The organism is Bradyrhizobium sp. CCBAU 45389 (genome assembly GCF_028128625.1).
GTDB lineage: Bacteria > Pseudomonadota > Alphaproteobacteria > Rhizobiales > Xanthobacteraceae > Bradyrhizobium > Bradyrhizobium liaoningense_B.
In genome coordinates, this window is record NZ_LBIY01000096.1 from 116,157 (window position 1) to 140,675 (window position 24,519).

General features: G+C 65.3%; 24 protein-coding genes. 12 read left to right on the forward strand and 12 right to left on the reverse strand.

Annotation, left to right across the window (positions count from 1 at the left end; all coding sequences use genetic code 11):
* Positions 1-71: 71 nt before the first annotated feature.
* The 7 genes from XH79_RS30420 (at position 72) to XH79_RS30450 (ending at position 7,714) form a co-directional block, all read left to right on the forward strand.
* On the forward strand, positions 72-1,607 hold the full coding sequence (locus tag XH79_RS30420) for an ABC transporter substrate-binding protein (protein ID WP_212343491.1): 1,536 nt from the start codon (positions 72-74) through the stop codon (positions 1,605-1,607).
* Between the two features lie 7 nt (positions 1,608-1,614).
* Positions 1,615-2,565 (forward strand): ABC transporter permease, encoded by a 951-nt coding sequence (locus tag XH79_RS30425; protein WP_212343492.1) that lies wholly within the window; start codon positions 1,615-1,617, stop codon positions 2,563-2,565.
* Positions 2,552-3,424, forward strand: a complete 873-nt coding sequence (locus tag XH79_RS30430; RefSeq protein WP_271584024.1) for an ABC transporter permease — start codon at positions 2,552-2,554, stop codon at positions 3,422-3,424. Before XH79_RS30425 ends, XH79_RS30430 begins: the two co-directional genes overlap by 14 nt.
* Positions 3,421-4,413: an ABC transporter ATP-binding protein gene (locus XH79_RS30435; protein WP_442869979.1), complete on the forward strand. Its 993-nt coding sequence runs from the start codon at positions 3,421-3,423 to the stop codon at positions 4,411-4,413. The genes XH79_RS30430 and XH79_RS30435 overlap by 4 nt, the downstream gene beginning before the upstream one ends.
* Positions 4,410-5,381: an ABC transporter ATP-binding protein gene (locus XH79_RS30440; RefSeq protein WP_212343495.1), complete on the forward strand. Its 972-nt coding sequence runs from the start codon at positions 4,410-4,412 to the stop codon at positions 5,379-5,381. The genes XH79_RS30435 and XH79_RS30440 overlap by 4 nt, the downstream gene beginning before the upstream one ends.
* 77 nt (positions 5,382-5,458) lie before the next feature.
* Positions 5,459-6,526 carry an alcohol dehydrogenase gene (locus XH79_RS30445; protein WP_271584026.1) on the forward strand — a complete coding sequence of 356 codons (1,068 nt, stop codon included), beginning with the start codon at positions 5,459-5,461 and terminating at the stop codon, positions 6,524-6,526.
* A 108-nt stretch (positions 6,527-6,634) separates the two neighbouring features.
* Entirely contained in the window at positions 6,635-7,714 is a 1,080-nt protein-coding gene (locus tag XH79_RS30450) for an isocitrate/isopropylmalate dehydrogenase family protein (RefSeq protein WP_212343497.1), read from the forward strand.
* A 46-nt stretch (positions 7,715-7,760) separates the two neighbouring features.
* Here XH79_RS30450 and XH79_RS30455 read toward each other — a convergent pair whose 3' ends face one another.
* The 5 genes from XH79_RS30455 to XH79_RS30475 form a co-directional block, all read right to left on the reverse strand.
* The gene (locus tag XH79_RS30455; RefSeq protein ID WP_212343498.1) at positions 7,761-8,042 is read right to left on the reverse strand and encodes a hypothetical protein; all 282 of its coding nucleotides are present in this window, start codon (positions 8,040-8,042) and stop codon (positions 7,761-7,763) included.
* 105 nt (positions 8,043-8,147) lie between these two features.
* Positions 8,148-8,963: an enoyl-CoA hydratase gene (locus XH79_RS30460; protein WP_271584027.1), complete on the reverse strand. Its 816-nt coding sequence runs from the start codon at positions 8,961-8,963 to the stop codon at positions 8,148-8,150.
* A 118-nt stretch (positions 8,964-9,081) separates the two neighbouring features.
* Positions 9,082-10,431 carry a L,D-transpeptidase family protein gene (locus tag XH79_RS30465; protein WP_271584028.1) on the reverse strand — a complete coding sequence of 450 codons (1,350 nt, stop codon included), beginning with the start codon at positions 10,429-10,431 and terminating at the stop codon, positions 9,082-9,084.
* Positions 10,432-10,845: 414 nt separating this feature from the next.
* Positions 10,846-11,217, reverse strand: coding sequence for a helix-turn-helix domain-containing protein (locus tag XH79_RS30470; protein WP_020608151.1), 372 nt, complete (start codon positions 11,215-11,217; stop codon positions 10,846-10,848).
* Between the two features lie 30 nt (positions 11,218-11,247).
* Positions 11,248-12,294, reverse strand: a complete 1,047-nt coding sequence (locus XH79_RS30475; RefSeq protein WP_212343501.1) for a LysR family transcriptional regulator — start codon at positions 12,292-12,294, stop codon at positions 11,248-11,250.
* 484 nt (positions 12,295-12,778) lie between these two features.
* Between XH79_RS30475 and XH79_RS30480 the strand changes: the two genes are divergently transcribed.
* From XH79_RS30480 to XH79_RS30495, 4 genes are all read left to right on the forward strand, one after another.
* Positions 12,779-13,045 (forward strand): hypothetical protein, encoded by a 267-nt coding sequence (locus tag XH79_RS30480; protein ID WP_211401495.1) that lies wholly within the window; start codon positions 12,779-12,781, stop codon positions 13,043-13,045.
* Positions 13,046-13,248: 203 nt separating this feature from the next.
* Positions 13,249-13,980 carry a cytochrome c biogenesis CcdA family protein gene (locus XH79_RS30485; protein ID WP_212343502.1) on the forward strand — a complete coding sequence of 244 codons (732 nt, stop codon included), beginning with the start codon at positions 13,249-13,251 and terminating at the stop codon, positions 13,978-13,980.
* A 149-nt stretch (positions 13,981-14,129) separates the two neighbouring features.
* Entirely contained in the window at positions 14,130-14,402 is a 273-nt protein-coding gene (locus tag XH79_RS30490; protein ID WP_212343503.1) for a hypothetical protein, read from the forward strand.
* A 199-nt stretch (positions 14,403-14,601) separates the two neighbouring features.
* Positions 14,602-16,152 (forward strand): peroxidase family protein, encoded by a 1,551-nt coding sequence (locus XH79_RS30495; protein WP_271584029.1) that lies wholly within the window; start codon positions 14,602-14,604, stop codon positions 16,150-16,152.
* Positions 16,153-16,214: 62 nt separating this feature from the next.
* Here XH79_RS30495 and XH79_RS30500 read toward each other — a convergent pair whose 3' ends face one another.
* The 6 genes from XH79_RS30500 to XH79_RS30525 form a co-directional block, all read right to left on the reverse strand.
* Positions 16,215-17,132 (reverse strand): MBL fold metallo-hydrolase, encoded by a 918-nt coding sequence (locus XH79_RS30500; protein WP_271584346.1) that lies wholly within the window; start codon positions 17,130-17,132, stop codon positions 16,215-16,217.
* An 89-nt stretch (positions 17,133-17,221) separates the two neighbouring features.
* A complete protein-coding gene (locus XH79_RS30505) occupies positions 17,222-18,427 on the reverse strand; it encodes an NAD(P)/FAD-dependent oxidoreductase (protein WP_271584030.1) in 1,206 nt (401 codons plus the stop codon).
* Between the two features lie 121 nt (positions 18,428-18,548).
* Positions 18,549-18,830 carry a hypothetical protein gene (locus XH79_RS30510; RefSeq protein WP_212343506.1) on the reverse strand — a complete coding sequence of 94 codons (282 nt, stop codon included), beginning with the start codon at positions 18,828-18,830 and terminating at the stop codon, positions 18,549-18,551.
* Between the two features lie 97 nt (positions 18,831-18,927).
* Positions 18,928-19,887 (reverse strand): helix-turn-helix transcriptional regulator, encoded by a 960-nt coding sequence (locus XH79_RS30515; RefSeq protein ID WP_271584031.1) that lies wholly within the window; start codon positions 19,885-19,887, stop codon positions 18,928-18,930.
* Positions 19,888-20,179: 292 nt separating this feature from the next.
* The gene (locus tag XH79_RS30520) at positions 20,180-21,313 is read right to left on the reverse strand and encodes a mandelate racemase/muconate lactonizing enzyme family protein (RefSeq protein WP_271584032.1); all 1,134 of its coding nucleotides are present in this window, start codon (positions 21,311-21,313) and stop codon (positions 20,180-20,182) included.
* Positions 21,310-22,233, reverse strand: a complete 924-nt coding sequence (locus XH79_RS30525) for a LysR family transcriptional regulator (protein WP_271584033.1) — start codon at positions 22,231-22,233, stop codon at positions 21,310-21,312. Before XH79_RS30525 ends, XH79_RS30520 begins: the two co-directional genes overlap by 4 nt.
* Before the next feature lie 113 nt (positions 22,234-22,346).
* Here XH79_RS30525 and XH79_RS30530 point away from each other — a divergent pair, with 113 nt between their 5' ends.
* On the forward strand, positions 22,347-22,853 hold the full coding sequence (locus XH79_RS30530) for an SRPBCC domain-containing protein (RefSeq protein WP_271584034.1): 507 nt from the start codon (positions 22,347-22,349) through the stop codon (positions 22,851-22,853).
* Positions 22,854-22,857: 4 nt separating this feature from the next.
* On the opposite strand, the gene XH79_RS30535 is transcribed toward XH79_RS30530, so the two are convergent.
* Positions 22,858-24,366, reverse strand: coding sequence for a sensor histidine kinase (locus XH79_RS30535; RefSeq protein ID WP_271584035.1), 1,509 nt, complete (start codon positions 24,364-24,366; stop codon positions 22,858-22,860).
* Between the last annotated feature and the right edge of the window lie 153 nt (positions 24,367-24,519).

Below are 24,519 nucleotides of genomic sequence, written 5' to 3' on the forward strand. Positions count from 1 at the left end.
ATTTGTCGCCAAGCTCGCTTTCCGAGTCATTCAACGATCCGAAACATCGGACGAGGATCCCGGGAGGAACCATGACGAAGATTGCTGCCGCGGCGCGCAAGCATGCGCCGATTTTCCTTGTTGCGGCATTTGCGCTTGTCTCGCCTGCGCAGGCACAAAAATCGGGCGGCAGCATCACCGTCGGCCAGGAGCTCGACATTCCCGGCTTCGATCCGCTCAAGGTCGGCGTCTACGACACCTCGACCTTCACCGCGGCCGCCGCGATCTTCGACACGCTGACCACGCTCGACGACAAGGGCGAGGCCGCGCCAAAGCTCGCGGTGTCGTGGACACATTCCGACGACTACATGACCTGGACCTTCAAGCTGCGCGAGGGCGTGAAATTCCACGACGGCACGCCGTTCAATGCGCAAGCCTTCAAGGAGAATTTCGACCGGCAGAAGGATCCCGCCAACAAGTGTCGCTGCGCCTTCTACATCACCAACGTCAAGGAGGTGCTGGCGCCGGACGAATACACCGTCGTCTACAAGCTCACCGATCCTTCCGTGAACCTGCCGGCGGTGATCACCATCCAGAGCCAGAACAATGCGGTGCATTCGCCGACGGCCTGGAAGACCAAGGGTGACGACTACAATCGCAATCCCGTCGGCACCGGTCCCTACGTCCTGAAATCATGGACCGCCGGCGACCGCATGGTGCTGGAGAAGAATCCCAACTACTGGGACAAGGGCCGTCCCTATCTCGATCGCATCATCCTGAAGCCGCTGCCCGACGCGCAGTCGCGCTTCGCCTCGCTGCAATCGGGCGAGGCCGACATCATCTGGGACGACGAGAACGACGCCGACAACATCATGAAGGCGCAGAAGGACCCCAAGCTCACCGTGCACACCTACAAGGGTTCGGGCGCGCAGGTCTACGCCTTCAACACCAAGGTGGCGCCGTTCGACGACGTCCGCGTCCGCCAGGCGCTGGTGATGGCGATCGACCGTCCGAAGATGTCGCAGGCGATCAGCAACGGCCTGAGCCGGCCCGCGACCAACCCTTACGGCGACGGCTCCTGGGTCAAGTGCAAGGACGACGGCGCGCTGCCGTTCGACGTCGAGAAGGCCAAGGCGCTGCTCAAGGATTATGGCAAGCCGGTCGAGTTCAAGATGATGGTGACCGCGACGCCGCGCGGCCGCATGATCGGCCAGGTGCTCCAGCAGTTCTGGAAGCGCGTCGGCGCCAACATGGAGCTCGAGCAGGTCGACCAGGCGACCATTCCGTCGCGCGCCTTCACCCGCCAATTCCAGCTGACGCCGTGGCGCATCGTCGACCTCGCTGATCCCGATCCGCAGATGTACGCGAATTTCCGCAGCGGCAGCCCGCTGGCGCTCTCCGGCTTGTCAAATCCCGAACTCGACAAGCTGCTGGACCACGCGCGCGTTACCGCCGACCTCGGCCAGCGCACGGAGGACTATTGCGCCATCAGCCGCCTGATCAACAAGGAAGCGATCTGGTTCTGGACCTTCCAGAACACCTATTACGCGCTGTCGAGCGCCAGGCTGAAGGGCTTCCCAAAGATCTACAACGGCGTGATCGACGTCTCGACCACTTGGCTGGAATGAAAGCGCGATGCTGAACTTCGTCGTTCGGCGGCTGCTTGCCATTCTGCCGGTTCTGCTTGCCGTCTCGCTGCTCACCTTCCTGATCGCCTCGCTATTGCCGGGCGATCTCGCCTTCGTCATCCTCGGCGATCAGGCGACGCCGGAGAATGTCGCGGCGCTGCGCCGTGACATGGGGCTCGACCAGCCGCTGTGGTGGCGTTACCTGAGCTGGCTCGGCCACGTCCTGCAGGGCGATCTCGGCCGATCGTTCCGCACCGGTCAGACCGTGCTGCAGGCGGTCGCCGAGCGCATTCCGGTCTCGCTCCAGCTGATGCTGATGGCCGAGTTCATCGGGCTGCTGATCGGCGTTCCCGTCGCGATCGCCTGCGCCGCGCGCGCCGGCGGCGCCTTCGACCGCTTCATGACCGGCAGCGCGTTCGCGATGCTGTCGATGCCGTCCTTCCTGATGGCGATCCTCTTGATCTATCTGTTCGCGGTCGAGCTGCACTGGCTGCCGGCGACCGGCTATGTGCCGTTCACCGAGGAGCCGCTGGCCAATTTGCGCTTCTTCGTGCTGCCGGCGCTGACGCTGGCGCTCGCCGAATGGCCTGGAATCATGCGGGTGCTCCGCTCCGACATGATCGCGACCTTGCAGGAGGACTATATCGCGCTGGCCAAGGCCAAGGGGCTCAAGCCGGCGCGCATCCTGTTCGTGCATGCGCTGAAACCCTCGTCGCTGACGCTGGTGACGGTGACGGGCATCAATATCGGCCGCCTGCTCGGCGGCACGCTGATCGTGGAATCGATCTTCGCGCTGCCCGGCATCGGCCGGCTGCTGGTCGGCGCGATCTACACCCGCGACCTCGTCATCCTCCAGGGCGTGGTGCTGCTGGTCGCCTGCGGCTTCGTCATCGTCAACTTCATCGTCGACATGCTCTACGCCGTGCTCGATCCGAGGATCCGCCATGGCCACGCTTGAGCTGTCTATCCAGAACGAGGCGGTATCCGAACCGGTTCGGCGCAAGCGCAAGCTCGGGGTGTTGTTCTGGCTCGCGAGTGCCTGGCTCGCGATCATCCTGACACTGGCGATCCTGGCGCCGGTACTGCCGCTGCAGAACCCTGTCGACATGGACATGCTGGAGCGCCGCGCCGCGTTCTCCAGTGAGCACTGGCTCGGCACCGACGGGCTCGGCCGCGACGAGCTTGCCCGCCTGATCTTTGGCGCGCGCGTCTCTCTGACAGTCGGGCTGATCGCGCCGATGATCGGCCTCGTGTTCGGTGGCGCGCTCGGCCTGCTCGCCGGCTATTTCCGGGGACGGTTCGAGACGCTGGTGGTCGGCAGCATGGACGTGCTGCTGGCCTTTCCGCCGCTGATCTTCGCGCTCGCAGTGACCGCCTATCTCGGCCAGTCCATTCCCAATCTCACCGTGATCCTCGGCGTGCTCGGCGTTCCCGCCTTCATGCGGGTGGCACGCGCGGCGACGCTGACGCTGGCGCGGCGCGAGTTCGTGATCGCGGCCGAGGCGCTGGGCGCGAGCCACGCGCGCATCCTCCTGCGCGAATTGCTGCCGAACGTGATCCTGCCGCTGCTGGCCTTCTTCCTGCTCGGCGTCGCCGTCACCATCGTGGTCGAGGGCGCGCTGTCCTTCCTCGGCCTCGGTGTGCCGCCGCCGATGGCGAGCTGGGGCAGCATGATCGGCGAGGGGCGCGACAGCCTCGACGTCGCGCCGCGGCTCGCCTTCCTGCCTGCGGCGGGCCTGTTCCTGACCGTGCTGGCCTTCAACCTCGTCGGCGACACCTTGCGGGCGCTGACCGACCCGCGTCAGGGGGCGTTGTGAGCATGCCGCTCCTGACCATCGAGGATGTCGCGGTCGAGCTGCCGACCCCGCGCGGAAACTTGCGCGCCGTCGATCATGTCGATCTCTCGCTCGAAGCCGGGCGCACGCTCGGCATCGTCGGCGAATCCGGCTGCGGCAAGACCATGTTGTCGCGCGCGGTGCTGCAGCTGCTGCCGAAGAAGGCGAAGCTGACGGGCCGCGTCATGTTCGACGGCGAGGATCTGGTGCGGCTTGATTCCGAGCGCCTGCGCCAGCTGCGCGGGCGCGATCTTGCGGTTGTGTTCCAGGATCCCATGACCTCGCTCAATCCGGTGCTCACCATCGGCACCCAGTTGATGGAGACGATCCAGGAGCATCTCGAGCTCGATGCGCCCGCCGCGAAGGCGCGCAGCATCGAGCTGCTGGCGGCCGTCGGCATTCCCGCGCCGGAGCAGCGGCTCGCGCAATATCCGCATCAATGCTCCGGCGGCATGCGCCAGCGCATCGCGATCGCGATCGCGCTGTCCTGCGAGCCGAAGCTGTTGATCGCGGACGAGCCGACCACCGCGCTCGACGTCACCATCCAGGCGCAGATCCTCGATCTGCTCGCGCGCGAGCAGCGCCGCCGCCACATGGCGATGATCATCATCACCCACGATCTCGGCGTCGTCGCCGGCCGCGCCGACGAGGTCGCGGTGATGTATGCGGGCAGGGTGGTGGAGCGCGCGCCGACCCAGGCGCTGTTCAAGCGCATGCACATGCCCTACACAGAGGCGCTGCTGGCGGCGATCCCGAAGCTGGAGACCGCGCCGCATACGCCGTTGCCCGCGATCTCCGGTCGTCCGCCCGATCCGACCCGGCCGCTTCGCGGCTGCTCCTTTGCGCCGCGCTGCCGATATGCCGCCGGGCGCTGTCACGAAACCAAGCCCGAGCTGAAGGGCGCGGAGATGCCCGGGCATCTCTATGCGTGCTTCCACCCGATCCAGATGACGGAAGGGGTCGGTGCATGATGCAGCTGGCCGTGCGCGACAAGCCGCTCCTCAACGTCGACAATCTCGTCGTCGAATATGGCCTCGGCAACAAGACGGTGCATGCCGTCTCCGGCGTCAGCCTTCAGGTCGCGCGCGGCGAGACGCTGGGCCTGGTCGGCGAATCCGGCTGCGGCAAGTCGACGCTGGGGCGCGCGGTGCTGCAATTGCGCCGCGCCAAATCCGGGCGGGTGATGTTCGACGGCGAGGACCTCACCGCAATGGAGGGCGAGGCGCTACGAAAAATGCGCCGGCGGGTGCAGCTGATCTTCCAGGATCCGATCGCCTCGCTCAATCCGCGCCGGCGCATCGGTGATATCGTGGCGGAGCCGCTGATCATTGCCGGCGTCAAGGATGCCGCCGAGCGCAAGCGGCGCGTGCATGACGTGCTCGCTGCGGTCGGGCTCGATCCTGATCTCGTCGTGCACCGCCTGCCGCACGAATTCTCCGGCGGCCAGTGCCAGCGCATCTGCATCGCGCGGTCGCTGGTGCTCAACCCCGAATTCATCGTCTGCGACGAGCCGGTCTCGGCGCTCGACGTCTCCATCCGCGCGCAGATCCTCAACCTGCTGGAGGAGATGAAGGCGCGCTTCGGCCTGACGCTGCTGTTCATCGCGCATGACCTCGCGGTGGTCAAAGCAGTCAGCGACCGCGTCGCAGTGATGTATCTCGGCCGGCTCTGCGAGGTCGGGCCCTCGGAGCAATTGTTCGCAAGGCCTGCGCATCCCTACACCGGCCTGTTGCTGCAGGCGATCCCGGTGCCCGATCCGGATGTGCGTCCCGCGGAGAGTGTGGCGACGGGCGAGCCGCCATCGCCGATTGCACCGCCGTCCGGCTGCCGCTTCCGCACCCGCTGCCCGCGCGCCGATCAGCGATGCAGCGCGGAGATACCGGAGTTGCGCGAAGTCGCACCCGGCCAGTTCGCCGCTTGCCACCATCCGCTGGCCTGAACTAAGACCGGTTTGTCTGACCTCGCCGGCCATGGCATGGTGAGGCCGAGAACGACAAGCATGCCGGGAGGATTCCGATGAAGAGTTTCAAGGTTGCCGATTTCAAGGCGCCGCTGCAGGAGTTCGACGAGGCGACGCCGCAGCCCTCGGGCACGCAGGTGCTGATCAAGGTCAAGGCCGCCGGCGTATGCCACAGCGACCTCCACATCTGGGAAGGCGGCTATGATCTCGGCCACGGCCGCAAGCCGCTGTCGCTGAAGGATCGCGGCATCAACCTGCCGCTGACGATGGGGCACGAGACGGTCGGCGAAGTCCTCGCCTTCGGGCCGGACGTGAAGCCGACCGACCAGGGCGATCTCAAGCTCGGCGATGTCGGCCTGGTCTATCCCTGGATCGGCTGCGGCAAATGCGCGACGTGTCTCGGCGGTGACGAGAACATGTGCCTGACGCCGCGCTCGCTCGGCGTCTATTGCGACGGCGGCTATTCCGACCACATGCTGGTGCCGCATCCGCGCTATCTGCTCAATCTGAAGGGCCTCGATCCCGCGACGACCGCGCCCTATGCCTGCTCGGGCGTCACCACCTACAGCGCGCTGAAGAAGGTCGAGCAGCATTTCGACACACCGATCGTGATGTTCGGCGCCGGGGGCCTCGGCCTGATGGCGCTGTCGCTGCTGAAAGCGATGGGCGGCAAGGGGGCGATCATGGTCGACATCGACGCGAGGAAGCGCGAAGCGGCCGAGAAGGCCGGCGCGCTCGCGACCGTCGATCCCAAGGCGCCAGATGTGCTGGAGCAGCTTGCGAAGAAGGCGGGCGGACCGATCCGTGCCGTGATCGACCTCGTCGGCAACTCCGCCACGACCCAACTCGGCTTCGACTGCCTGACCAAGGGCGGCAAGCTCATCATCGTCGGCCTGTTTGGCGGCGGCGCGACCTGGGCGCTGCCGCTGATTCCGATCAAGGCGGTGACGATCCAGGGGAGCTATGTCGGAAACCTGCGCGAAACGCAGGAGTTGCTCGATCTCGTCCGCACCAAGAAGGTGCCGCCGATCCCGGTGACGACGGCCCCGCTCGCCAAGGCCAACGACGCGCTGGTGCAATTGCAGCAGGGCGCGGTGGTCGGCCGCACCGTGCTGACGCCGTAGTGCCCTCCGTCATTCCGGGGCGGTCCGAAGGACCGAACCCGGAATCTCGAGATTCCGGGTCGATGCGTTGCATCGCCCGGAATGACACCTTCTCCTTCAGGAACCCCAATGTCCGCAAACAACGCCTTCCACATTGCCGTGCTCGCCGGTGACGGCATCGGTCCCGAAGTCATGGCGCCGGCGCTCGAGGTGCTGCGCAAGGTCGGCGAAAAGTCCGGCCTCGGCTTCCGCTTCACCGAGGCGCCGGCCGGCGCCAACAACTATCTCGCCACCGGCAAGTCGATGCCTGATACCACGATCAAGCTGTGCGAGGAGGCGGATGCGATCCTGCTGGGCGCCTGCGGCCTGCCGTCGGTGCGCTATCCCGACAATACCGAGATCGCGCCGCAGATCGAGCTGCGCTTCATCTTCGATCTCTATGCCGGCGTGCGGCCGGCGCGGCTCATTCCGGGCGTGCCCAGCCCGATCGTCGGCGCGGACAAGCGCGGCATCGATCTCGTCGTCATCCGCGAGTCCACCGAGGGCCTGTTCGCCTCGATGGGCAAGGGCGTCGTCACCCACGACGATGCGCGCGAGACCATGGTGATCACGCGCCGGACGTCCGAGCGTCTGTTCGAGTTCTCGTTCCGCCTCGCCGAGCGGCGCAAGGCGCGCGGCAAGCCGGGCGCATTGACCTGCGTCGACAAGGCGAACGTGTTCAAGGCCTTTGCGTTCTTCCGCGGCATCTTCGACGAGATCGAGAAGAAGCATCCTGGTGTGAAGACCGACCGGCTCTATGTCGATGCCTGCTCGGCGATGCTGGTCAAGCGTCCCTGGGATTTCGACGTGATGGTGATGGAGAACATGTTCGGCGACATCGTCTCCGACATCACCGCGAGCCTGATCGGCGGCCTCGGCATGGCGCCGTCCGCCGACATCGGCGACAAATATGCCGTGTTCCAGCCCTGCCACGGCACCGCGCCCGACATCATGGGACAGGGCAAGGCCAACCCCACCGGCATGATCCTGTCGGCCGCGATGATGCTGGACTGGCTCGCCGAGAAGCATGGCGTGGAGAGTGCGGCGGAAGCGGGCGAGCAAATCGAGCGCGCGGTGGATCAGGTCTATGCCGGCGGCATCAAGCCGATGGAGTTCGGCGGCAGCAATGGCACAGCCGACATTACGAAGGCGGTGCTGGGGGCGCTGTAGTCAACGTGCGCGCGTGAAAAAGGGGCCCTCGGGGCCCCTTCGTCGATTACCAGCGACGCCAGTGGCGGTGGCCGTAATAGCCATATGGCCGTGGCCCGTAGAAGCGGCGCGCGCCGTAATAGCCATAGGCACCGTAATAGTTCGGTCGCCACCAGCAGCGGCCCCAGGCATTGCAGACCATGCGGACCTGATCGACGTCCGCAGCCGGACCGCTCGCGATCCGGTCGGCTTGCGGAATGCCGTTCGGCATCGCCGCGAGCGCTTGCCCTGACGCCAGCGCCGCGCCGCCCAGGGCAGCCAGACCAAGAACAGCAAATTTGAGTTTCATCGCGCTCTCCCTCATTGGTGGCGGAAGAACCTGCGACGGATCAATTGGTTGCTACCGCGGTGCGAGCGGACGAGGAATTTAATCTTCCTGAATGAAGGTTCAGCTTTACTTCCCCTGGAACCGCGGCTTGCGCTTCTCCATGAAGGCCTGCCGGCCCTCGCGGAAATCCGCGCTGTCCATGCATGCGGTGCCGATCGCCTTGATCGCGTCCATGTCGCGCGCGCTCTCGTCCTTCAAGACCTGCGCGATGGTGATCTTGGCGGCCTTGATCGCGAGCGGGGCGTTCTGCGAGATCGTCTCGGCAATCGCCATGGTCTCGCCCCAGAGCTGGTCGTCCGGAAACACGCGCTCGACGAGGCCGATGCGCCGCGCCTCGGTGGAATCGATGCGCATGCCCGTGTACATCAGAAGCCGCGCCCAGGACGGGCCGACCAGCGACACCAGGTGCTTCAGGCCGTCATAGCCATAGGCGATGCCGAGCCTGGCCGCGGGGATGCCGAACTGGCTGCCATGTGCAGCGAGGCGGATGTCGGCGAGCATCGCGACCTGCATGCCGCCGCCGAGGCAAAAACCCTGGATGCAGGCGATGGTCGGCTTGGGATAGTCGGCGAGCAGCGCGCGCTGGGCGACGCTGCGCCTGGCATATTCCTCGGACGCGGCGGCGTTGTGGCGCGTCTTCTCGAACTGGCTGATGTCGGCGCCCGAGACGAACGCCTTGCCGCCGGCGCCGCGCAGGATCACGACGCGCACGGCCTCGTCGTCGCGCAGGGCCGTGAGCGCCTCGCCAAAGCCCTCCCACATCTCCAGTGACATCGCATTGCGCTTGTCGGGATTGTTGAAGGTGATCACGCCGACGCCATCGGTGGCGTGCTGGAGGATATTGCCGTCGGCGTAGGATTTTTCGTTGGAAATCTCGGGCATCGCGCGCTCGCGTGTTGTTGGCGAGGCGCAATGTGCGGCCGGGCTGAGGCCGGGGTCAACCGCGGCAGGGCGAGGGGCTTTGCACGAGCCTGTGCCGCGATTGCATGGCGCCAAGCGCCTATTGCGTCACATGCATGTGCGCGGTCAGCGGATGGCCGGCGGCCCTGCCGAAGAACGCCGCCTCCTCGGCGGTCGCCTCCAGCAGCTGCTCGTCCTGGTTATAGACGTCGTTGCGGAACTGGATGGTCTGGTCCTTGGTCATCCATGCCGTGAGATAGATCCAGGCCACCGGCACCTTCTTCGCCATGGCGACCTCGAGGTGCTGGCCGCTGGCGATCTCCGCGTCGATCGCGGCGCGGCCCCATTTCGGCTGGTCCTTGAGCAACCAGGCGGCGAGGTCGCGCACATTGTCGACGCGCGAGCAGCCGTGGGAATCGAAGCGGTAGTCGTCGCTGAACAAATTGCGCTGGTTGGTGTCGTGCATGTAGACCGAATAGGAATTCGGCATGTCGATCTTGACGGCGCCGAGCGCGTTGAAGGTGCCGTTGTGCTGACGCACCGTGAAGTTCGGCGTGCGCGTGCCGGACCAGTCGACCGAATGCGGATCGATCGGATTGTCGTGGGCGTCGAGCACCTCCATATGCATGCGCGACAGATAGGTCGGATCTTTCCGCATATGCGCCGAGATCTCGGTCTTGGCGATCGAAGACGGCACCGTCCAGGTCGGGTTGAGGACGACGCTGGTGATCTGGGCCGTCAGCGTCGGCGAGGGCTTTTCGGTCTTGCCGACGATGACGCGATAGCGCCGCACCACGACGTCGTTCTCGACTGCTTCGGCAAAGGCGGCGGGGATGTTGACCACGACATAGCGCTGGCCGAAACCGAAGTTCATGTTCTCGAGCCGCTCGAGCGAGGCCTCCAACTGGCGGATGCGCTTCTGCACGGAGACGTTCATCGCCGCCAGCGTGCGCGGCGTCACCGTGCCGGTCGGCGCGAGGCCATGGCGTGCCTGGAAGCGCTTCACCGCGTCGGCGAGATCCTGGTCGAACGCGCCGCTGGTCTTGTCGGCGGAAAGATCGCCGGAGAGGATCAGCCGCTTGCGCAGGAGATCGTCGCTCGTGCCCTGGACGCCGAGCGCGAATTTGGCATCCGCGGGGATCGTCGGCCAGCCGCCGCGCACGGCGAGCGCGGAATAGCTGAACGCGGCCTCCTTGATACGCTGGGCAGAGCCTTCGTCATAGGTCGGCTCGTGCGTCAGCGCGAGCGCCGCGGCCGAACGGCTTTCCGGCGTCGAGGCGGGCGTCGTGGCGGTTTTCGGCGCAGCTGTGTGGGAGGGGGTGGCCGCGGCCGGCACTGTCCCGGCCGTTGCCGGCTTGGGCGTGGCCTGTCCAACGGTCTCGGTTTGCGCGAGCGCCGAGGCGCTGGCGAGCACGCCGACGGCAATGATCATCGCATGGCGTTTCGACATGTGTCCCATTTTCCCCATGAGAGCGAGGCCCGGACGGGCGCTCGCATTGGCAATTTTCGGTCGTCGTGCCGCGTGCGCCGATTGGTGAAATCGGCGGAAAATTAGGCCACCGGTGTTGAGGTCCCATTAAGCACGGCCGTCGAAAGCTCCGCGCGTCCGCTGCGGAGTCTCTCGATTGGGTCGCGGCAGGGCCGGGATGGGTTCGCGAAAACCGCGATGGGGAAGGGGAAAGGGCAAGAAAAAGGCACAAGAAAAAGGGGCGGTCAGGCCGCCCCGAAAAACGAAGGCTGCGCGCGGATGGCGCACGCCAAATCTGGTTCAGAAGATCTGATCCAGCCGATCTCGTCCAATCCGGCCGCGCCCCCGCGACGCGGCGGATTGAACGTTGGCCGTCAAGGCCAGGCCGCCGATCGCTCAGCTTTCGTTGGCCGCGATCGATTCCATCAGCGAGACGAGCTGACGCTGCACCGTCTGGTCCTTGATCTTGCTGTAGGCGCGCAGCAGGCGGAGGCTGAAAGCCGAATCGAGGAAGAGCAGGCTTTCGACTTCGCGCGCCTTGTTGTCGCCGTCATAGAAGAAGGTCACGGGCACGTCGAGGGCGGAGGCGATCTGCTGCAGGCGGGCTGCGCCGACGCGATTGACGCCCTTCTCGTATTTCTGGACCTGCTGGAAGCTCACGCCGAGCTTTTCGCCGAGCTCGGCCTGCGAGATCTTCATCTCGACGCGCCGCAGACGGATCCGCTTGCCAAGCTCGATGTCCGGCTTGCCGGCACTGCGCTGCTTCATTCTTTTCGCCGCTGTTTTCATCGTCGTTTCTCACCGTTCTTCGGTTGAAAATCCCCCGAAGAGCTGGGTCAGGGGTTCGCCCATATACGAGTCCTTGAATTCATGCGGGTGCACGAACTCTTCCTTAAACCACGGGAAGCGAGCCGGATTGAAAGCCTCGATCAGCCAGTCAATCATGTGCCGTACGCGCGGGATGCGGCCGCTACCGGGATGGTAAGACAACCAGATATCCAGCGGTCGGTTCAATTCGACCTCCAGTGGAATCAACTTCCCGCCAAGCGCAATGGCGTAACTCGGGAATACGCCGATTCCGGCGCCATTCGCGACCGCCCAGTAATTGGCGCTTGAGACGTTGGTCTTCATGACCAGAAGGTCACGTTCCTGAACGCCCGGGAAGAAGCTCTCAAAAGTCTCCTTGGCGGCGAGCTGGTCGGCGAATTGCAGCACCAGGCGGTGCTTGATCAATTCATGGGCCGAGCGCGGCGTGCCGTATTTCTCGAGGTATTTCTCCGAAGCCCAGAACATCAGATGCATGCGGCCGAGCCGCACCAGCTTGACGTCGAGCGCAGAAGGCCGGGACAGATGGATGGCGACGTCGGCCTCGTGGCGCGAGACGTCGGCCGAGCGCATCGCGCAATGCAGGTCGACCAGGATCTTCGGATAGGCCTGCTGAAATTCGACCAGGCGCGGGGCGAGCCAGAACGTGCCGAGACCCTCGGTGACGGCGACGCGGACCTCGCCGGACAGCGCATTGCCGGTCGAATCGCTGGTGCGCAACACGTCGAACGCGGCTGCTTCCATCCGCTCGACCGCGGAGACGACGAGCGCGCCCTCGTCGGTCAGATGAGTGCCGTGGACGTCGCGGGTGAACAGAGTCGTGCCGGTCTGGCGCTCGAAATCATCAATGCGGCGGCGGACAGCGTTGATCGACAGCGACAGCCGTTCGGCTGCCGAGCGGAAACTTCCGCAGCGAACGACCTCCAGGAAGATGCGCGCCGCATCCCAATCGGAGAGGCCGCTGAGATTTGCTTTTAGGCGTTCCTCTGGAGGAACGCCCCTTTCCGCCAAGGAGTGCATACAAGTCCCTTCAGGTGGCTAAACTGGCAGAATCTGGCGCAAACCACAACCACGGCGGGTTGCGGGGTGACGAGTTTTGAACGTCATCCTTACTGCCTCGCGAGTGGTATTCAGGTGCGGCCACGGGCTGGGAATCGGGCAGACGATCGCCTGAACTGAGGGGTGTCGCGTGAGTTCCGTTGCGAGCCTTGAGATGGCTGCGGGATTGTCGGCGCTGTCCGCAATGGACGTCCTTGCGCAAGTGGCGCTTCCAACTCCCGGAATGGATCAATTACAGCGCAGCGGGCGTTCTGTCCCTGGCTGCTTCGACGATAGCCAACGGTGCGGCGGGCCGATGTTCGCCGGAACCGCAGATTCAGCGCAGAAACACATTGAAATCATGTTCAGAGGCGTAGCGGCCTCGTGTTATCCTTGGTCTCCCATGGGGGCCAAAGGGGTCGTCGCTACTACGTCTCGCAGGCCGAATTAACGGAAAGAACGACCGGTGTCGCATTCAGACGAACAGTTGCAGTCCGTGCTGGAAACGCTCGAGGAGTGCCGCAGGGCGCTCAACGAGATGAACAGTCGTGAGTCGGCCGAGCTGCTGTCGATTGTCATCCTCGACGTGCGGATGAAACTCAAAGGAATTGATAGCGCCGATCTCAAGGCGCTGTGCGACGAAATGCTGCGGAACGCCGGAAGCGAACCGCAGCCCCCTTCCAAGCAGACGCAGGACCAGCCCCGGCGTCCGCTGCTCCGCGTGGTGAAGTAGCCACGCCGCCGAGTCTCGCTTTTTGGCGAGGTTTGTGCGCGTCCCGATGCCGCATCTGTGATCACGGACGGCATCGGGAGGAGCCCTGGTTTTGTGCGCCTCTGTTGCGCATTCTCCGGCATCGGCTACACCAGAGCCGGTGCTCCGGGCCGCGCGCATTCATCGCGCGCCGCGCTGGGGCCTGAGATGGCTCCGACTGCATCATGCAAAATGTTTCGATCCCGGCGGCGCTGATTGCCGGCCTCGTCAGCTTCCTCTCTCCTTGCGTCCTGCCGCTGGTTCCGCCCTACCTGATCTATCTCACGGGCGCGACGATCGAGCATGTCGAGAGCGAGGAGCCGGCCTCGGCTTCCAAGCGCGCGATCATGATGTCGGCGCTGCTGTTCGTGCTCGGCTTCTCCACGGTGTTCGTGGCGCTCGGCGCCAGCGCCTCGCTGATCGGCGGGCTGATCCGGGCCTGGTCGGCCGAGCTGTCGATCCTCGCCGGCATCGTCATCATCATCATGGGCCTGCACTTCCTCGGCCTGACGCGCATCGGCCTGTTGATGCGCGAGGGTCGGCTGCCGATCCCAAAACCCGTCGGGCTCTGGGGCGCCTACATCATGGGGCTCGCCTTTGCGTTCGGCTGGACGCCCTGCATCGGTCCGATCCTGGCTGCGATCCTCTCGATCGCCGCGGCCGAGGCCACGGTGACGAAGGGCGCAGGTCTGCTCGCAGTCTATTCGGCCGGCCTCGGCATTCCCTTCCTGATCGCCGCGCTGATGATCGAACAGTTCTCGACGCTGTTCGCGCGCATGAAGGGCCAGCTCGTCAATGTCGAGCGCGCCATGGGCGTGTTGATGGTGATCACCGGCATCGGCTTTCTCACCGGCGCGGTTTCGAATGTGAGCATTTGGCTGCTCGAGACGTTTCCGGCGCTGCAGACGATCGGGTAGGGCGCAACCATCCGGCAGGCGAAGACCGGGTTTTCACGGATGGAACCCGAACGGATCGCCGGTCATGCTCACGCTGCGGAGCGTGCTGGATAACAACCTTTTTAGTCCCGGGACGTTGGAGTTAGGGACAACCGCATGGTGGAGATCACGTGACCAAGACACTGCGCTTAGAGCCCCTGTCGAACAACGCGGCTTTGGTCGCCTGGCAATTCGTCGGTCAGCCGTTGCAGGAATGGCCGAGCTGGGTGCAGTCGATCTGTTCGCTTCAGAAGGATGCCGAGGGAAAGTTCGAGCTTCGGCACGAGCGACGCAGCGGCACGCAGATCGTCTATCTCGGCGAGTGGCTCGTGCGGGATCTGGACGGCGGCGTCGACTTTTATACGGACTCCGAGATCTGGGCGCGGTTCGCCGCGAAGCGCTAGCATTCAATCAACAGCGCGTGTTCGGGTGGGGCAAAACGCCTCGCTGATGAAGCTCTCTGCGAAATACAATCTGTGGTAATATTTCGTGTTACTGCACCCAGAGGGGCAATTTTCGAAAACCTATACTGACACGAGTATTTTGGAACAATCGACAGACTTCCTCGCCCCTCTCCCTTTTCAGCATTTCAAGGAGCAAGCGATGGGAACCGACGTGAACGTTCAGCCCGGTCACGGCAAAGCCGGACGTCAGCCGACGCGACAATTTCTGGATACGCTTTCCGGACACGACGATCCGGGCATGTTTGGTCGGATGTTTCCGACCCTCGAGCCGCTCGCGGTCGATGACGGTCCGCTTCATGAACTCGCCGATGCGATGAAGGACCCGGTCCCCGGTGACCCCGCGGGAAACAATGCCAACGTACCCGCAGGCTTTACCTATCTCGGGCAATTCGTCGATCACGACATCACTCTGGATCTGACCTCCTTTGGCGACAAGGAGGCCGACCCGATGGCTGTTGAGAATTTTCGTACACCGGCGCTCGATCTCGACAGCGTGTACGGTCTTGGTCCGGACGGAAGCCGTCACCTCTACGCGCGCAACTCGGCGAGCGACAACGGCAAGACCCCGGGTCCGAAACTCCTGATCGGCAAGACCGTCAACGTCGACAGCCTCACGGGAGATCATCGCAACGATCTGCCGCGCAGTCCCGAGGGCTTTGCCCTGATCGGCGATCATCGCAACGACGAGAACCTGCTCGTCGCGCAAACCCATCTTGCGATGCTCAAATTTCACAACAAGGTCTGCGATCAGCTTGCGGCGTCAGGCAAGCCGCCCGGAGAGATATTCGAGGAGGCGCGCCGGATCGTGACCTGGCACTATCAATGGATCGTCCTGCACGATTTTGTCGAGCGGATCACCGAGAAGGGGCTGGTTGCGAAGATTCTGGAGCAGGGGCGGCGCTTCTACCGCTTCAAGAAGACGCCCTATATGCCGGTCGAGTTTTCCGCGGCCGTCTATCGTCTCGGCCACAGCATGGTTCGCCAGGTCTACAGCCACAACAGAATCTTCACGCCCGGGCCGGGCGGCCTTACGCCCGCGACGCTCGACCTGCTGTTCAGGTTTACCGGGCTCTCTGGCGGAATCATCGGAGATCTCGCACCCAATCCGATCCAGCCGCCGCTTCCTCTTCCGGTGCTTTCGAGCAACTGGATCATCGACTGGCGGCGCTTCTATGCGGTCCTGCCGTCCAATCCGCCGGGTGTGGCACTGAATTCATCCCGCAAGATCGATCCGTTCGTCGTGCCGCAACTCCACACCTTGCCGGGTGATGGCGGCAGCCTGCCGTTCCGCAACCTCAAGCGTGGCGTGCTGCTGGGATTGCCGTCCGGCCAGGATGTGGCCAAGGCCATGAAGATCAAGAATCCGCTGACGCCGGCCGAAATCTCGAAGGGGAGCGACGGTGCGGTGGCGAAGAAGCATGGCCTGCACGAGCACACCCCGCTCTGGTACTACATCCTCAAGGAGGCGGAGCAGCGCGGCGGCGGTGAAAGGCTGGGGCCGGTCGGCGCGACGTTGCTCGCCGAGGTCTTTGTCGGCCTCGTCCATGGCGATCACCAGTCGTACCTTTGGGTCAAGGGCAAGAACTGGAAGCCGACACTTCCGTCGCAGGTGCCGGGTGAATTCACCATGGCCGACCTGTTGCGCTTCGTCGGGGATATCAGCCCGATCGACGGCATCTCGACCGTCTAGGTGCTTGGCGACACGAGCGAGGCTGGGCCGCGAAGCGGCCCAGTTCGCACAAGCGTAGCTACTCAGTAGTCCCAGAACACCGGCACCCAACGATAGGCGTCGCCATCAACCGCCACCCGGCCCACGGACGGGAACGGCAGGTGGGTGGCGACCAGCATCTCGCCGGTCTCGGCAAGCTCTCGCAGCAGACGGATACGAACGCGCGCCGCTTCTTCGGGGTCGTGTTCGAAACCGTTGTGCCAGTCGGGCTGCTCGAAGCCGACGGCAAACACGGCATCGCCGGCGAATGTCAGCGCGTCACCGCCGGAGGCGATGCGAACCACGCTGTGTCCGGGGGTGTGGCCGCCGGTGCGACGGGCGACGACGCCGGGCGCAATCTCCTGCGTCTCATCGAATGTCCGCAGCTGACTGCCGTACTCCTTCACGAACCGCTTGGCGGTGGCCCGAAGCGCGTCCGGGAATCCCTGCGGCATGTTGGTGTGCGAGAAATCGGGCGCCTCCCAGAACTTGACCTCGGCGGCCGCGACGTGGATGCGCAGGTCCTTGCGCAGCCGCTCCTTCACGCCGTCGACGAGCAGGCCGCCGATGTGGTCCATGTGCAGATGGGTCAGCACCAGGTCGGTCACGGACGCAAGATCGATTCCGGCAGCTTCCAGCCGCTTGATCAACTGCCCGGCCCGCGGCAGGTGCAAGTTCGGGTCGGAGCCGAGGCCGGCGTCGATCAGGATGGTCTTGCCACCGCTGCGCACCATGACCGCATTCAGCGCCCAGTCGAACGCGTCCTGCGGCAGGAACATGTCGTGCAGCCAGGCCGCACGCTCGGCCGGGGCGGCGTTGTGCGCCAGCATCGTGGTCGGCAGCGGCAGCACGCCGTCGCTGACCACCAGCACGTCGATCTCGCCGATCTTGAGCGCGTAGCGCGACGGCACGAGCTCTTCGGGGCCCGATGACTGGGGATATGAGGTGTTGTGCAGATTCATGTTCGTCTCCTGTTTCATGGAAGGCTTCTGGCTGGTCTTGGTTGAACGGTCCGCGCAGCCAGGACGCGGCCGCCATCGCTTCGCGGCGCCTAGAGATCGGTCACACGTTCGGGATCGGCCGAGGCGAGCGCAGCGGCGCGCTCGGCCTTCGGCGGATAGATCCAGACGGTGTTGATCTCCCGCTTTGTCTTCTTGGCGACGTCGCCGACCATCTCGACCTTGCGCTCCCAGCCGCGCGTGAACAGCGCGCCGGCCTCGCCGAGATCGAGGCAGGTGACATAGGGCTTCTGGTGGTAGGGCCTGGTCGGAACGCCGAGCAGCTCGGCGGCGGCATTGTTGCCGGCAAAGGCGCCCATGCGCGTGGCGTGCTGGCACGACATCAGCGCGTAATTGCCCTCGTCGTCGCAGGCGGCCCGCGCGGCATCGCCGGTGGCGAAGACGCCGGCGACACCGGGTACGCGCAGATCGCGATCCACCAGCAGCCGGCCGAAATTGTCGCGCTCGGCAGGAATCTGCGCGGTCAGCGGCGCCGCACGGATGCCGGCGGCCCAGACCACCGTCTCGGTTTCGATGTGCTCGCCGGTCGACAGCGTCACGCCGGATCTGTCGAGCGAGGCGACGCAGGCCCCGAGGCGGCTCTCGACGCCGAGCTTGCGCAGCGCATCCTCGATGAGCGGACGGGGGCCTTCACCCATATCGGGAGCGATCGCACCGTTGCGCTCGACGATGATCACGCGTGTCTTCGAATCCTTGCCGAGGATCTTGCGCAGGCGTGCGGGCAGCTCGGTTGCGGCCTCGATGCCCGTGAAGCCGCCGCCGGCGACGACGACCGTATCGCGTCCGTTGACGGCCGGCCGGTCGGCAAGCCCATGCAGATGCTTGTCCAGTGCGACGGCGTCATCGAGCGAGTCGACGCTGAAACCGTGCTCGGCAAGGCCGGGGATGTCGGGGCGGAACAGGCGGCTGCCGGTCGCGACCACCAGGCGGTCGTAGGACAGGGTCTTGCGCGTGTCCCGGGACGTCGTGATCTGCACCGTCCGCGCCTCGGTGTTGACGGTCTCGGCATTGCCCTGGATGTAATCGACGTCGATCGCCTTGAGGACGTCGAGCAGCGGGGCCGTCAGCGTTTCCGGCTTCGGCTCATAGAGCCGCGGGCGAACCACCAGCGTCGGCTCAGGCGCGATCAGCGCGATCTCGAGATCGTCAGGGGAAGCGCCCTGGATGTCGCGCAGGCGGGCGGCGGAGAGGGCGGCATACATGCCGGCAAAGCCGGCGCCGATGATGAGCAGTCGCATGTGGTTCACTCCTAAGTTTTGGTGATCGGGACAGACGTGCGTCGTCGCGGCCGCCAAAGGTCGGCGGAACCTGCTGCGATCGGCGATGACGCGAAGAGGTGAAACGGTGGACGCTGCGGCCTTACGGGGCAGTGCAGCTCGGCAGTGACGACAGCAGCGCGGGGCTGCCACAGGCCGCCTGGCAGCCTCTCGGGCTCGATGGCCAGCCGCGCAGGGCGACCGGCACTGAAGCTTTCCTCGGCCAATCATGATTGATCAGGATTGACGTCAGGAGACTGGCGTTCTGCGCCGGCGCCTCTTCGGCCGTCGGCGAGGTGAAACGCACGGTCAGTGAGAGCCCGTACAGGAGCGCCGTTGCGATGGCTTTGCGGCGCGGTGCGATTGCAAGGCGTTTCCAGTCCATTGTGCGTCTCCGTCCGCGTGGTCTGTTGCTGCGATGTCTAGCGAACCAGATATCCGACTGCCCCAGAGCGATTGCCGTCCCTGTCGCGGGATTGCTGCTACCGCGTCCGTCTGCGCCAATCGCTCGGCGTTTCACCTGTCAGCTTCTTGAACGCCGCGGCGAAGGCGGTCTGCGAGGAATAGCCGAGCGCAGCTGCGATCGAGACGACCGATTCGTTGCTCTCGCGCAGCATGTTCATGGCCTGCTCGAGCCGGTGCTGGCGCAGCCAGGCGTGCGGCGAGAGTCCGGTGCTCTCCTTGAAGGACCGGCAGAAATGGAAGCGCGACAGACCGGCGTCGGACGCGAGCGCCGAGAGCGAGACGTCAGCGTCGCTGTCGGAGCGCAGGCGTTCGATGGCCCGGCGCAGCACTGAAGGCGAGAGGCCGCCGACGATCGGTTGCGGCGCGGCCGGCACGCCGGCATGGGCGGCGAGCACGCGCGTGGCGAGGAGATCGGTCAGTTGCTGCCTGAACAGCGTGTCGAGCGTGGCGCTGCCTTCGAGCGAGTCGGCTGCGCTCAGCAGCAGGCGGGAGGTGATGGCGTCGGGATGCCCGGTTCTTTCCAGGAGGTCGCCGGCGCTTGCCGTGCTGGCCTCGTCGGCGATCCGCAACAGCGTCCGCTGCGGAAGATAGAGTTGAACCACATGCATGGACCGGTGAATGTCCCATCGCGAGGTCGAACCGGCCGGAATGATCGTGACGACGCCGGGGCGCGCCGTGCTGATCGCAGCCGATTTTCCGCTGCGCCGCTCCAGCGCCTGTGAGCCGGCGGGATAGGCCATGATGACGTGATCGACCATGGGTTCGACCACGTCGTGCAGCGGCTCGTGCTTCCAATAGGCAATGGTGCCGCTCTGGGAATCGGAGGCCATGCGAAGCGGCCTCGTCTTGAGCACGCGCGCCATCTCCGCATCGGCAGCGCGCAGCTCGGAAATCGCGCCATTGTCCGGCTTCGTAAGGGATGTGGGTGGCAAGCCCTTGGGCGGGGGATTGCGCATGAGTGCGGTGCTCCCGATCATTGTGCGGCTCCTCCTGATCGTCTCAGGTTGCACGTCAGTCGTCCGTATTTGTACGGGTCGTGCGCGTTCTAGGCGCGTTACGGAACAGCGTCTTTCCTGAAGCGGCCGTGCTTTGTCCGATCCTGCTCAGGGCAGGTGCGCGTTTTCGCAAACGCACGCCGGGCGGCGTCGCTGTGTTGAACGGAGATCGCGCGAAAAGGCGTCAAAAGCCGTTGAAATCGCTTGTGAAAGACGGCTTGCGACGAGGAGCGCGAGCAGGTCGGCACCGCTGCTCGATTGTCGACGACACGCCTCAGCGCGCGGCAAAGCGCCCGAGCGCCTCACGGTCGATCTCGATCCCGAGTCCCGGTCCGTCGGGGACGCGCACGACGCCGTTCGCGTGCGCGATCGGCTCTTTCAGGATCGCCTGCCGGATCGGATGTTCGGTGCGGTCGAACTCGAGCATCGGCTCGAGTGGTGCGAGCGACGTCGGCGTATGCGACGGCAGCACGGCGAGCAGCTGGAGCGAGGCTGCGATCGCAATCCCGGTGCCCCAGACATGCGGATTGTAGCGAATGCCGAAGGCCTCGCTCATGTCGGCGATCTTCTTGCATTCGGTGAGGCCGCCGGCGGCGCAGGTGTCGGGCTGGGCGATGTCGAGCGCATGCGAGGCGAACAGGTCGCGGAAGCCGAAGCGCGTAAATTCGCATTCGCCGCCGGCGACCGGAATGGACAGCGCGGACTTCACCGCGCGATATCCGGCGATGTCCTCCGGCGGCACCGGCTCCTCGAACCAGCCGATGTCATGACGCTCGATCAGGCGGCCGAGACGGATCGCCGCGACCGCGTCATAGGCGTGGTTCGCATCCACCATCAGCGCAACATCGGGGCCGATCGCCTCGCGCACCGCGCGCGTGACGGCGGCATCCTCCGCGATGCCGAAGCCGACCTTCAGCTTCACGGCGCGAAAACCTTCCGCGACATAGCCGGCTGCTTCCTCCGGCAGGTATTCGAGCGGATCGCCTGTCTTGCGCCGGTAGAGCCCGGTCGCGTAGGCCTGCACCTCTTGACGCGAAGCGCCGCCGAGAAGCTGATACGCGGGGACACCGAAATGCTTGCCTTTGATGTCCCACAGCGCGATGTCGATGCCGCTCAGGCCCTGGATCACGACGCCCTTCTGGCCGTGATCGCGCAGGCGCGCATAGACCGTCTGCCACAACACGTCGGTGCAGAGCGGGTCTTCGCCGATCAGCCACGGCGCGATGGTCTGCACGACGGCCGCCGTGATCCGCGCAGGTCCGTAGCATTCGCCCCAGCCGGTGAGCCCCGCGTCGGTCTCGATCTCGACCAGCATTGCGGTGCGGGTGTCGTACCAGGCGCGCGAATAGGCGAAAGGCTGCGAAAGCTTTGCCTCGAGGATGTGGGTGCGAACGCTCGTGATCTTCATGGGGTCTTCTCCCTTCTCGTTTTCACGCCCGACGTCTCGAACAGCAACGCGCGGATCCAGCGGTGGCCGGGGTCGCGATGGGTGCGATCGTGCCAGGCGGCGATCTTGGCAAAGCCGGGGATGTCCAGCGGCGGCTTGAGCAGGGTCAGCCCGTCGATCCCGGCGACCAGACGCCGGGGCACGACGGCGATGAGGTCGCTTGCGCGCAGCACTTCGGGGAGAACGAGGAAGCTCGCCACCGACAGGCTGACGCGCCGCCGGTGCCCGAGTTTTGCCAGAGCCGTGTCGGTCGTGCCGGTAAAACTGTCGCCGGCATAGGAGACCAGCGCGTGGTCGAGCGCGCAGAAGCGTTCGAGCGACAGCGTCCTGCGCTTCGCGTCGGGATGATCACGGCGCAGCGCGCAGACATACTGCTCATCGAACAGGCGGCGGACATGCAGGTCCGGGGGCGTCGTTTCCGGCGTGAGCAGCGCAAGGTCGAGATCGCCGCGCTCGAACTGGCTGCGCAGCCGGTCGTCGTCGATCTGGCGCACCGCCACGCGAATATGCGGGGCGCGTGTTCGCAGCGCTGCGAGGAAGGGGACGACGACGGCCCGCAAGGCATAGTCGGTGGCCGCCAGCGACAGCGTGAAGTTCGCGGCCGCCGGCTCGAACGCGCGCGGCCTCAAGAGCGCCTCGACCTCTTGCAGCACCCGCTTGACGGGATCTGCGAGCTCCAATGCGCGCGAGGTCGGCACGATGCCGCGCTGGGTGCGGACGAACAGCGGATCGCCGAAACTGTCGCGCAGGCGCGTCAGGGTTCCGCTCATCGCGGGCTGAGTCAGCGCCAGCCGCGCCGCGGCGCGCGTGACGTGGCGCTCCTCGATCAGCGCATTGAAGGCCTTCAGTAGGTTGAGGTCGAGGGTTCTGATATCGCGCATGCTGATGATCGTGATCGGAAATGGCGATTGGCGCTGTCCGGACGTAACCCCCATCTGTCGGAAAGTCCAATGGCGAGAACGCCAATCCGATCCGAACGAAGGATTTCCCTGCAATGAGCGATATCATCTGGCCCGATCAGTACCTGCCGGGTACGACCGACAACTACGTCTCGAACGAGATCATCGTGAAGGGCCTGCGTGCCGACCAGGTCTGGCCGCAGCTCAACGATACCACGGCCTGGCCGAGCTATTACAGCAACGTCTCGGATATCCGCTTCCACGACGGCAAGGGCCCCGCACTGCGTCTGGGGGCACGCTTCCGCTTCACCACCTTCAGCTTTCCGGTGGAGGCCGAAGTGACCGAATACGAGCCGCCGGCGCCGGGCAAGCCGGCGCGTGTCGCCTGGCACGGCTGGGTCGAGGGCGATGCCGCGACGCGGCTCGACGTCCACCACGCCTGGCTGATCGAGGATCTCCCCGGCGGCCGCGTCCGCATTCTCACGCAGGAGACCCAGACCGGCCAGCCGGCGAGGGACCTGGCGCAGACCAGGCCCAATCCGATGCTGAACGCCCATCAGGAATGGATCGAGGGGCTCGCCGCCGCGGCGTGTCGCAAGTAGATCGCTACCGCGCCTCGTCCAGCGTGCAAGTCACGGTGCAGACGACGCCGCGCGGCAGGAAGTCGACGGTTGCCTCGCCGCCGAGCTGGTCGCGCGCGCTACGCTCGATCAGGCGCGAGCCGAAGCCGCGCCGCACCGGCGCGGTCACCGGCGGTCCGCCGATCTCGGTCCAGATCAGGCGCAGCCGCGGCTTCGGTGTATCGGCGATGACCTCCCAATCGAGCGTCACCCGGCCGGTTTCGTTCGACAGCGCGCCGTATTTCGCCGCGTTGGTGGCGATCTCGTGCACGATCATCGACAGCACCACGGCAAGCCGCGGCGACAGCGGCACCGCGGGGCCCGCCATGCGGATGCGGTCCGGACTGCTCAACAGGAACGGCCGAAGCGCACGGGCGATCACGTCCCTCAGCTCCGAGCCCGCCCATTTCTCCTGGCTGAGCAGATTATGGGCCTCGGCGAGCGCGCCGAGCCGTCCCTCGAACTTGGCCCGCTCGTCCCGGCTGGCGCTGCGGAAGGTCTGCACCGCGATCGCCTGCATCAGGGCCAGCGTGTTCTTGACGCGGTGGTTGAGCTCCTCGATCAGGAGATTGTGCAGCATCTCGCCGCGCGCGATCGTGGTTGCCATCCGCACCGCAAAGGTGAGGCCGATCAAGAGCAGGATGCCGCCGATCAGGCTGGTGATCGCGATGTTGCGCCAGAGCGGCGCGATCAACGAGCTCTCGGGGACGCCCGCGGCCACGGTCCATCCCGTGAGCTGAGATCTTGTGTAGGCGGAGGCGAGCGCGACGCCGTCCAGCGAGACCGAGGACAGCGTCGCCTCGGGTGCGCGAAACATTTCCGCGTACAGCGAGGGCGAAGCGCGCTTGCCGAAGTTTTCACCCGGGTTTGGCACGCGGGCAAACACCGTGCCCTTGGTGTCGAGCAGAGACACCGTCCATTGCTGGTCGGGCCGCTGCTTCTCGACCAGCTCCTGGAAGATGCTGACCGGCGGGCTGAAGCAGAGGTCGTAGATCACTTCGCCGTTGCGCGATACCGGCACCTCGACCGTCAGAACCTGGCGCCCGTTGATCGCGCCGGTGAACAGGTCGGAATATTGCGGCGTCCTGGTCGCGAACACCTTCTCGACGATACCGAGATTGCCGCGTGACGGCAGGCTCGCGGTGTCCTCCGTCGACGAGGAGAACAGCAGCCGGCCCTTGCGGTCGGAGATCAGCAACAGGCCGCCCTTGCCGTACTGGTCGAGGAAGCCGAGCGCGATGCGGCGAAAGTTCTGGAAGTCGTCGTTGCGCAGCGAGTTCGTCAGCGCCAGCACCTGCAAGCTGCCGGTCATGCGCTGCACCTCGGAATCCAGCACAAGGCGCATGCTGCGCACGTTCTCCAGCACGCGGCGGGCCGCATCGCTGCGGTCCTGCTTGTAATGGTAGAAGGCGAGGCCGACCGCGAAGACGATCATCGGCAGCGTCGTTCCCGCGACCAGGAGAGCGAGCCGGACCGGCAGGGTGAGCTTTGACAAACGCGGGCGTCCCGATTCCGGCGCGGCGGCGCCGGATTATGATTTTGGCGAGAACCATACGGGCAGGACCTGCATCGCGCCACGATTTTCGCATGCGCCGCGCTGTCCGGACAGATTTTGCAGCGCAGTGGGGGAGCCCTGCGCCTCAGCTCA

Coding starts and splice junctions, on each gene's coding strand:
- XH79_RS30460 (WP_271584027.1), bottom strand. CDS start 8,963: ATGCCCGAGATTTCCAACGAAAAATCCTACGCCGACGGCAATATCCTC.
- XH79_RS30510 (WP_212343506.1), bottom strand. CDS start 18,830: ATGGACTGGAAACGCCTTGCAATCGCACCGCGCCGCAAAGCCATCGCA.
- XH79_RS30450 (WP_212343497.1), top strand. CDS start 6,635: ATGTCCGCAAACAACGCCTTCCACATTGCCGTGCTCGCCGGTGACGGC.
- XH79_RS30500 (WP_271584346.1), bottom strand. CDS start 17,132: ATGAATCTGCACAACACCTCATATCCCCAGTCATCGGGCCCCGAAGAG.
- XH79_RS30495 (WP_271584029.1), top strand. CDS start 14,602: ATGGGAACCGACGTGAACGTTCAGCCCGGTCACGGCAAAGCCGGACGT.
- XH79_RS30455 (WP_212343498.1), bottom strand. CDS start 8,042: ATGAAACTCAAATTTGCTGTTCTTGGTCTGGCTGCCCTGGGCGGCGCG.
- XH79_RS30425 (WP_212343492.1), top strand. CDS start 1,615: ATGCTGAACTTCGTCGTTCGGCGGCTGCTTGCCATTCTGCCGGTTCTG.
- XH79_RS30440 (WP_212343495.1), top strand. CDS start 4,410: ATGATGCAGCTGGCCGTGCGCGACAAGCCGCTCCTCAACGTCGACAAT.
- XH79_RS30515 (WP_271584031.1), bottom strand. CDS start 19,887: ATGATCGGGAGCACCGCACTCATGCGCAATCCCCCGCCCAAGGGCTTG.
- XH79_RS30530 (WP_271584034.1), top strand. CDS start 22,347: ATGAGCGATATCATCTGGCCCGATCAGTACCTGCCGGGTACGACCGAC.
- XH79_RS30485 (WP_212343502.1), top strand. CDS start 13,249: ATGCAAAATGTTTCGATCCCGGCGGCGCTGATTGCCGGCCTCGTCAGC.
- XH79_RS30465 (WP_271584028.1), bottom strand. CDS start 10,431: ATGTCGAAACGCCATGCGATGATCATTGCCGTCGGCGTGCTCGCCAGC.
- XH79_RS30445 (WP_271584026.1), top strand. CDS start 5,459: ATGAAGAGTTTCAAGGTTGCCGATTTCAAGGCGCCGCTGCAGGAGTTC.
- XH79_RS30525 (WP_271584033.1), bottom strand. CDS start 22,233: ATGCGCGATATCAGAACCCTCGACCTCAACCTACTGAAGGCCTTCAAT.
- XH79_RS30520 (WP_271584032.1), bottom strand. CDS start 21,313: ATGAAGATCACGAGCGTTCGCACCCACATCCTCGAGGCAAAGCTTTCG.
- XH79_RS30470 (WP_020608151.1), bottom strand. CDS start 11,217: ATGAAGCAGCGCAGTGCCGGCAAGCCGGACATCGAGCTTGGCAAGCGG.
- XH79_RS30505 (WP_271584030.1), bottom strand. CDS start 18,427: ATGCGACTGCTCATCATCGGCGCCGGCTTTGCCGGCATGTATGCCGCC.
- XH79_RS30475 (WP_212343501.1), bottom strand. CDS start 12,294: ATGCACTCCTTGGCGGAAAGGGGCGTTCCTCCAGAGGAACGCCTAAAA.
- XH79_RS30430 (WP_271584024.1), top strand. CDS start 2,552: ATGGCCACGCTTGAGCTGTCTATCCAGAACGAGGCGGTATCCGAACCG.
- XH79_RS30420 (WP_212343491.1), top strand. CDS start 72: ATGACGAAGATTGCTGCCGCGGCGCGCAAGCATGCGCCGATTTTCCTT.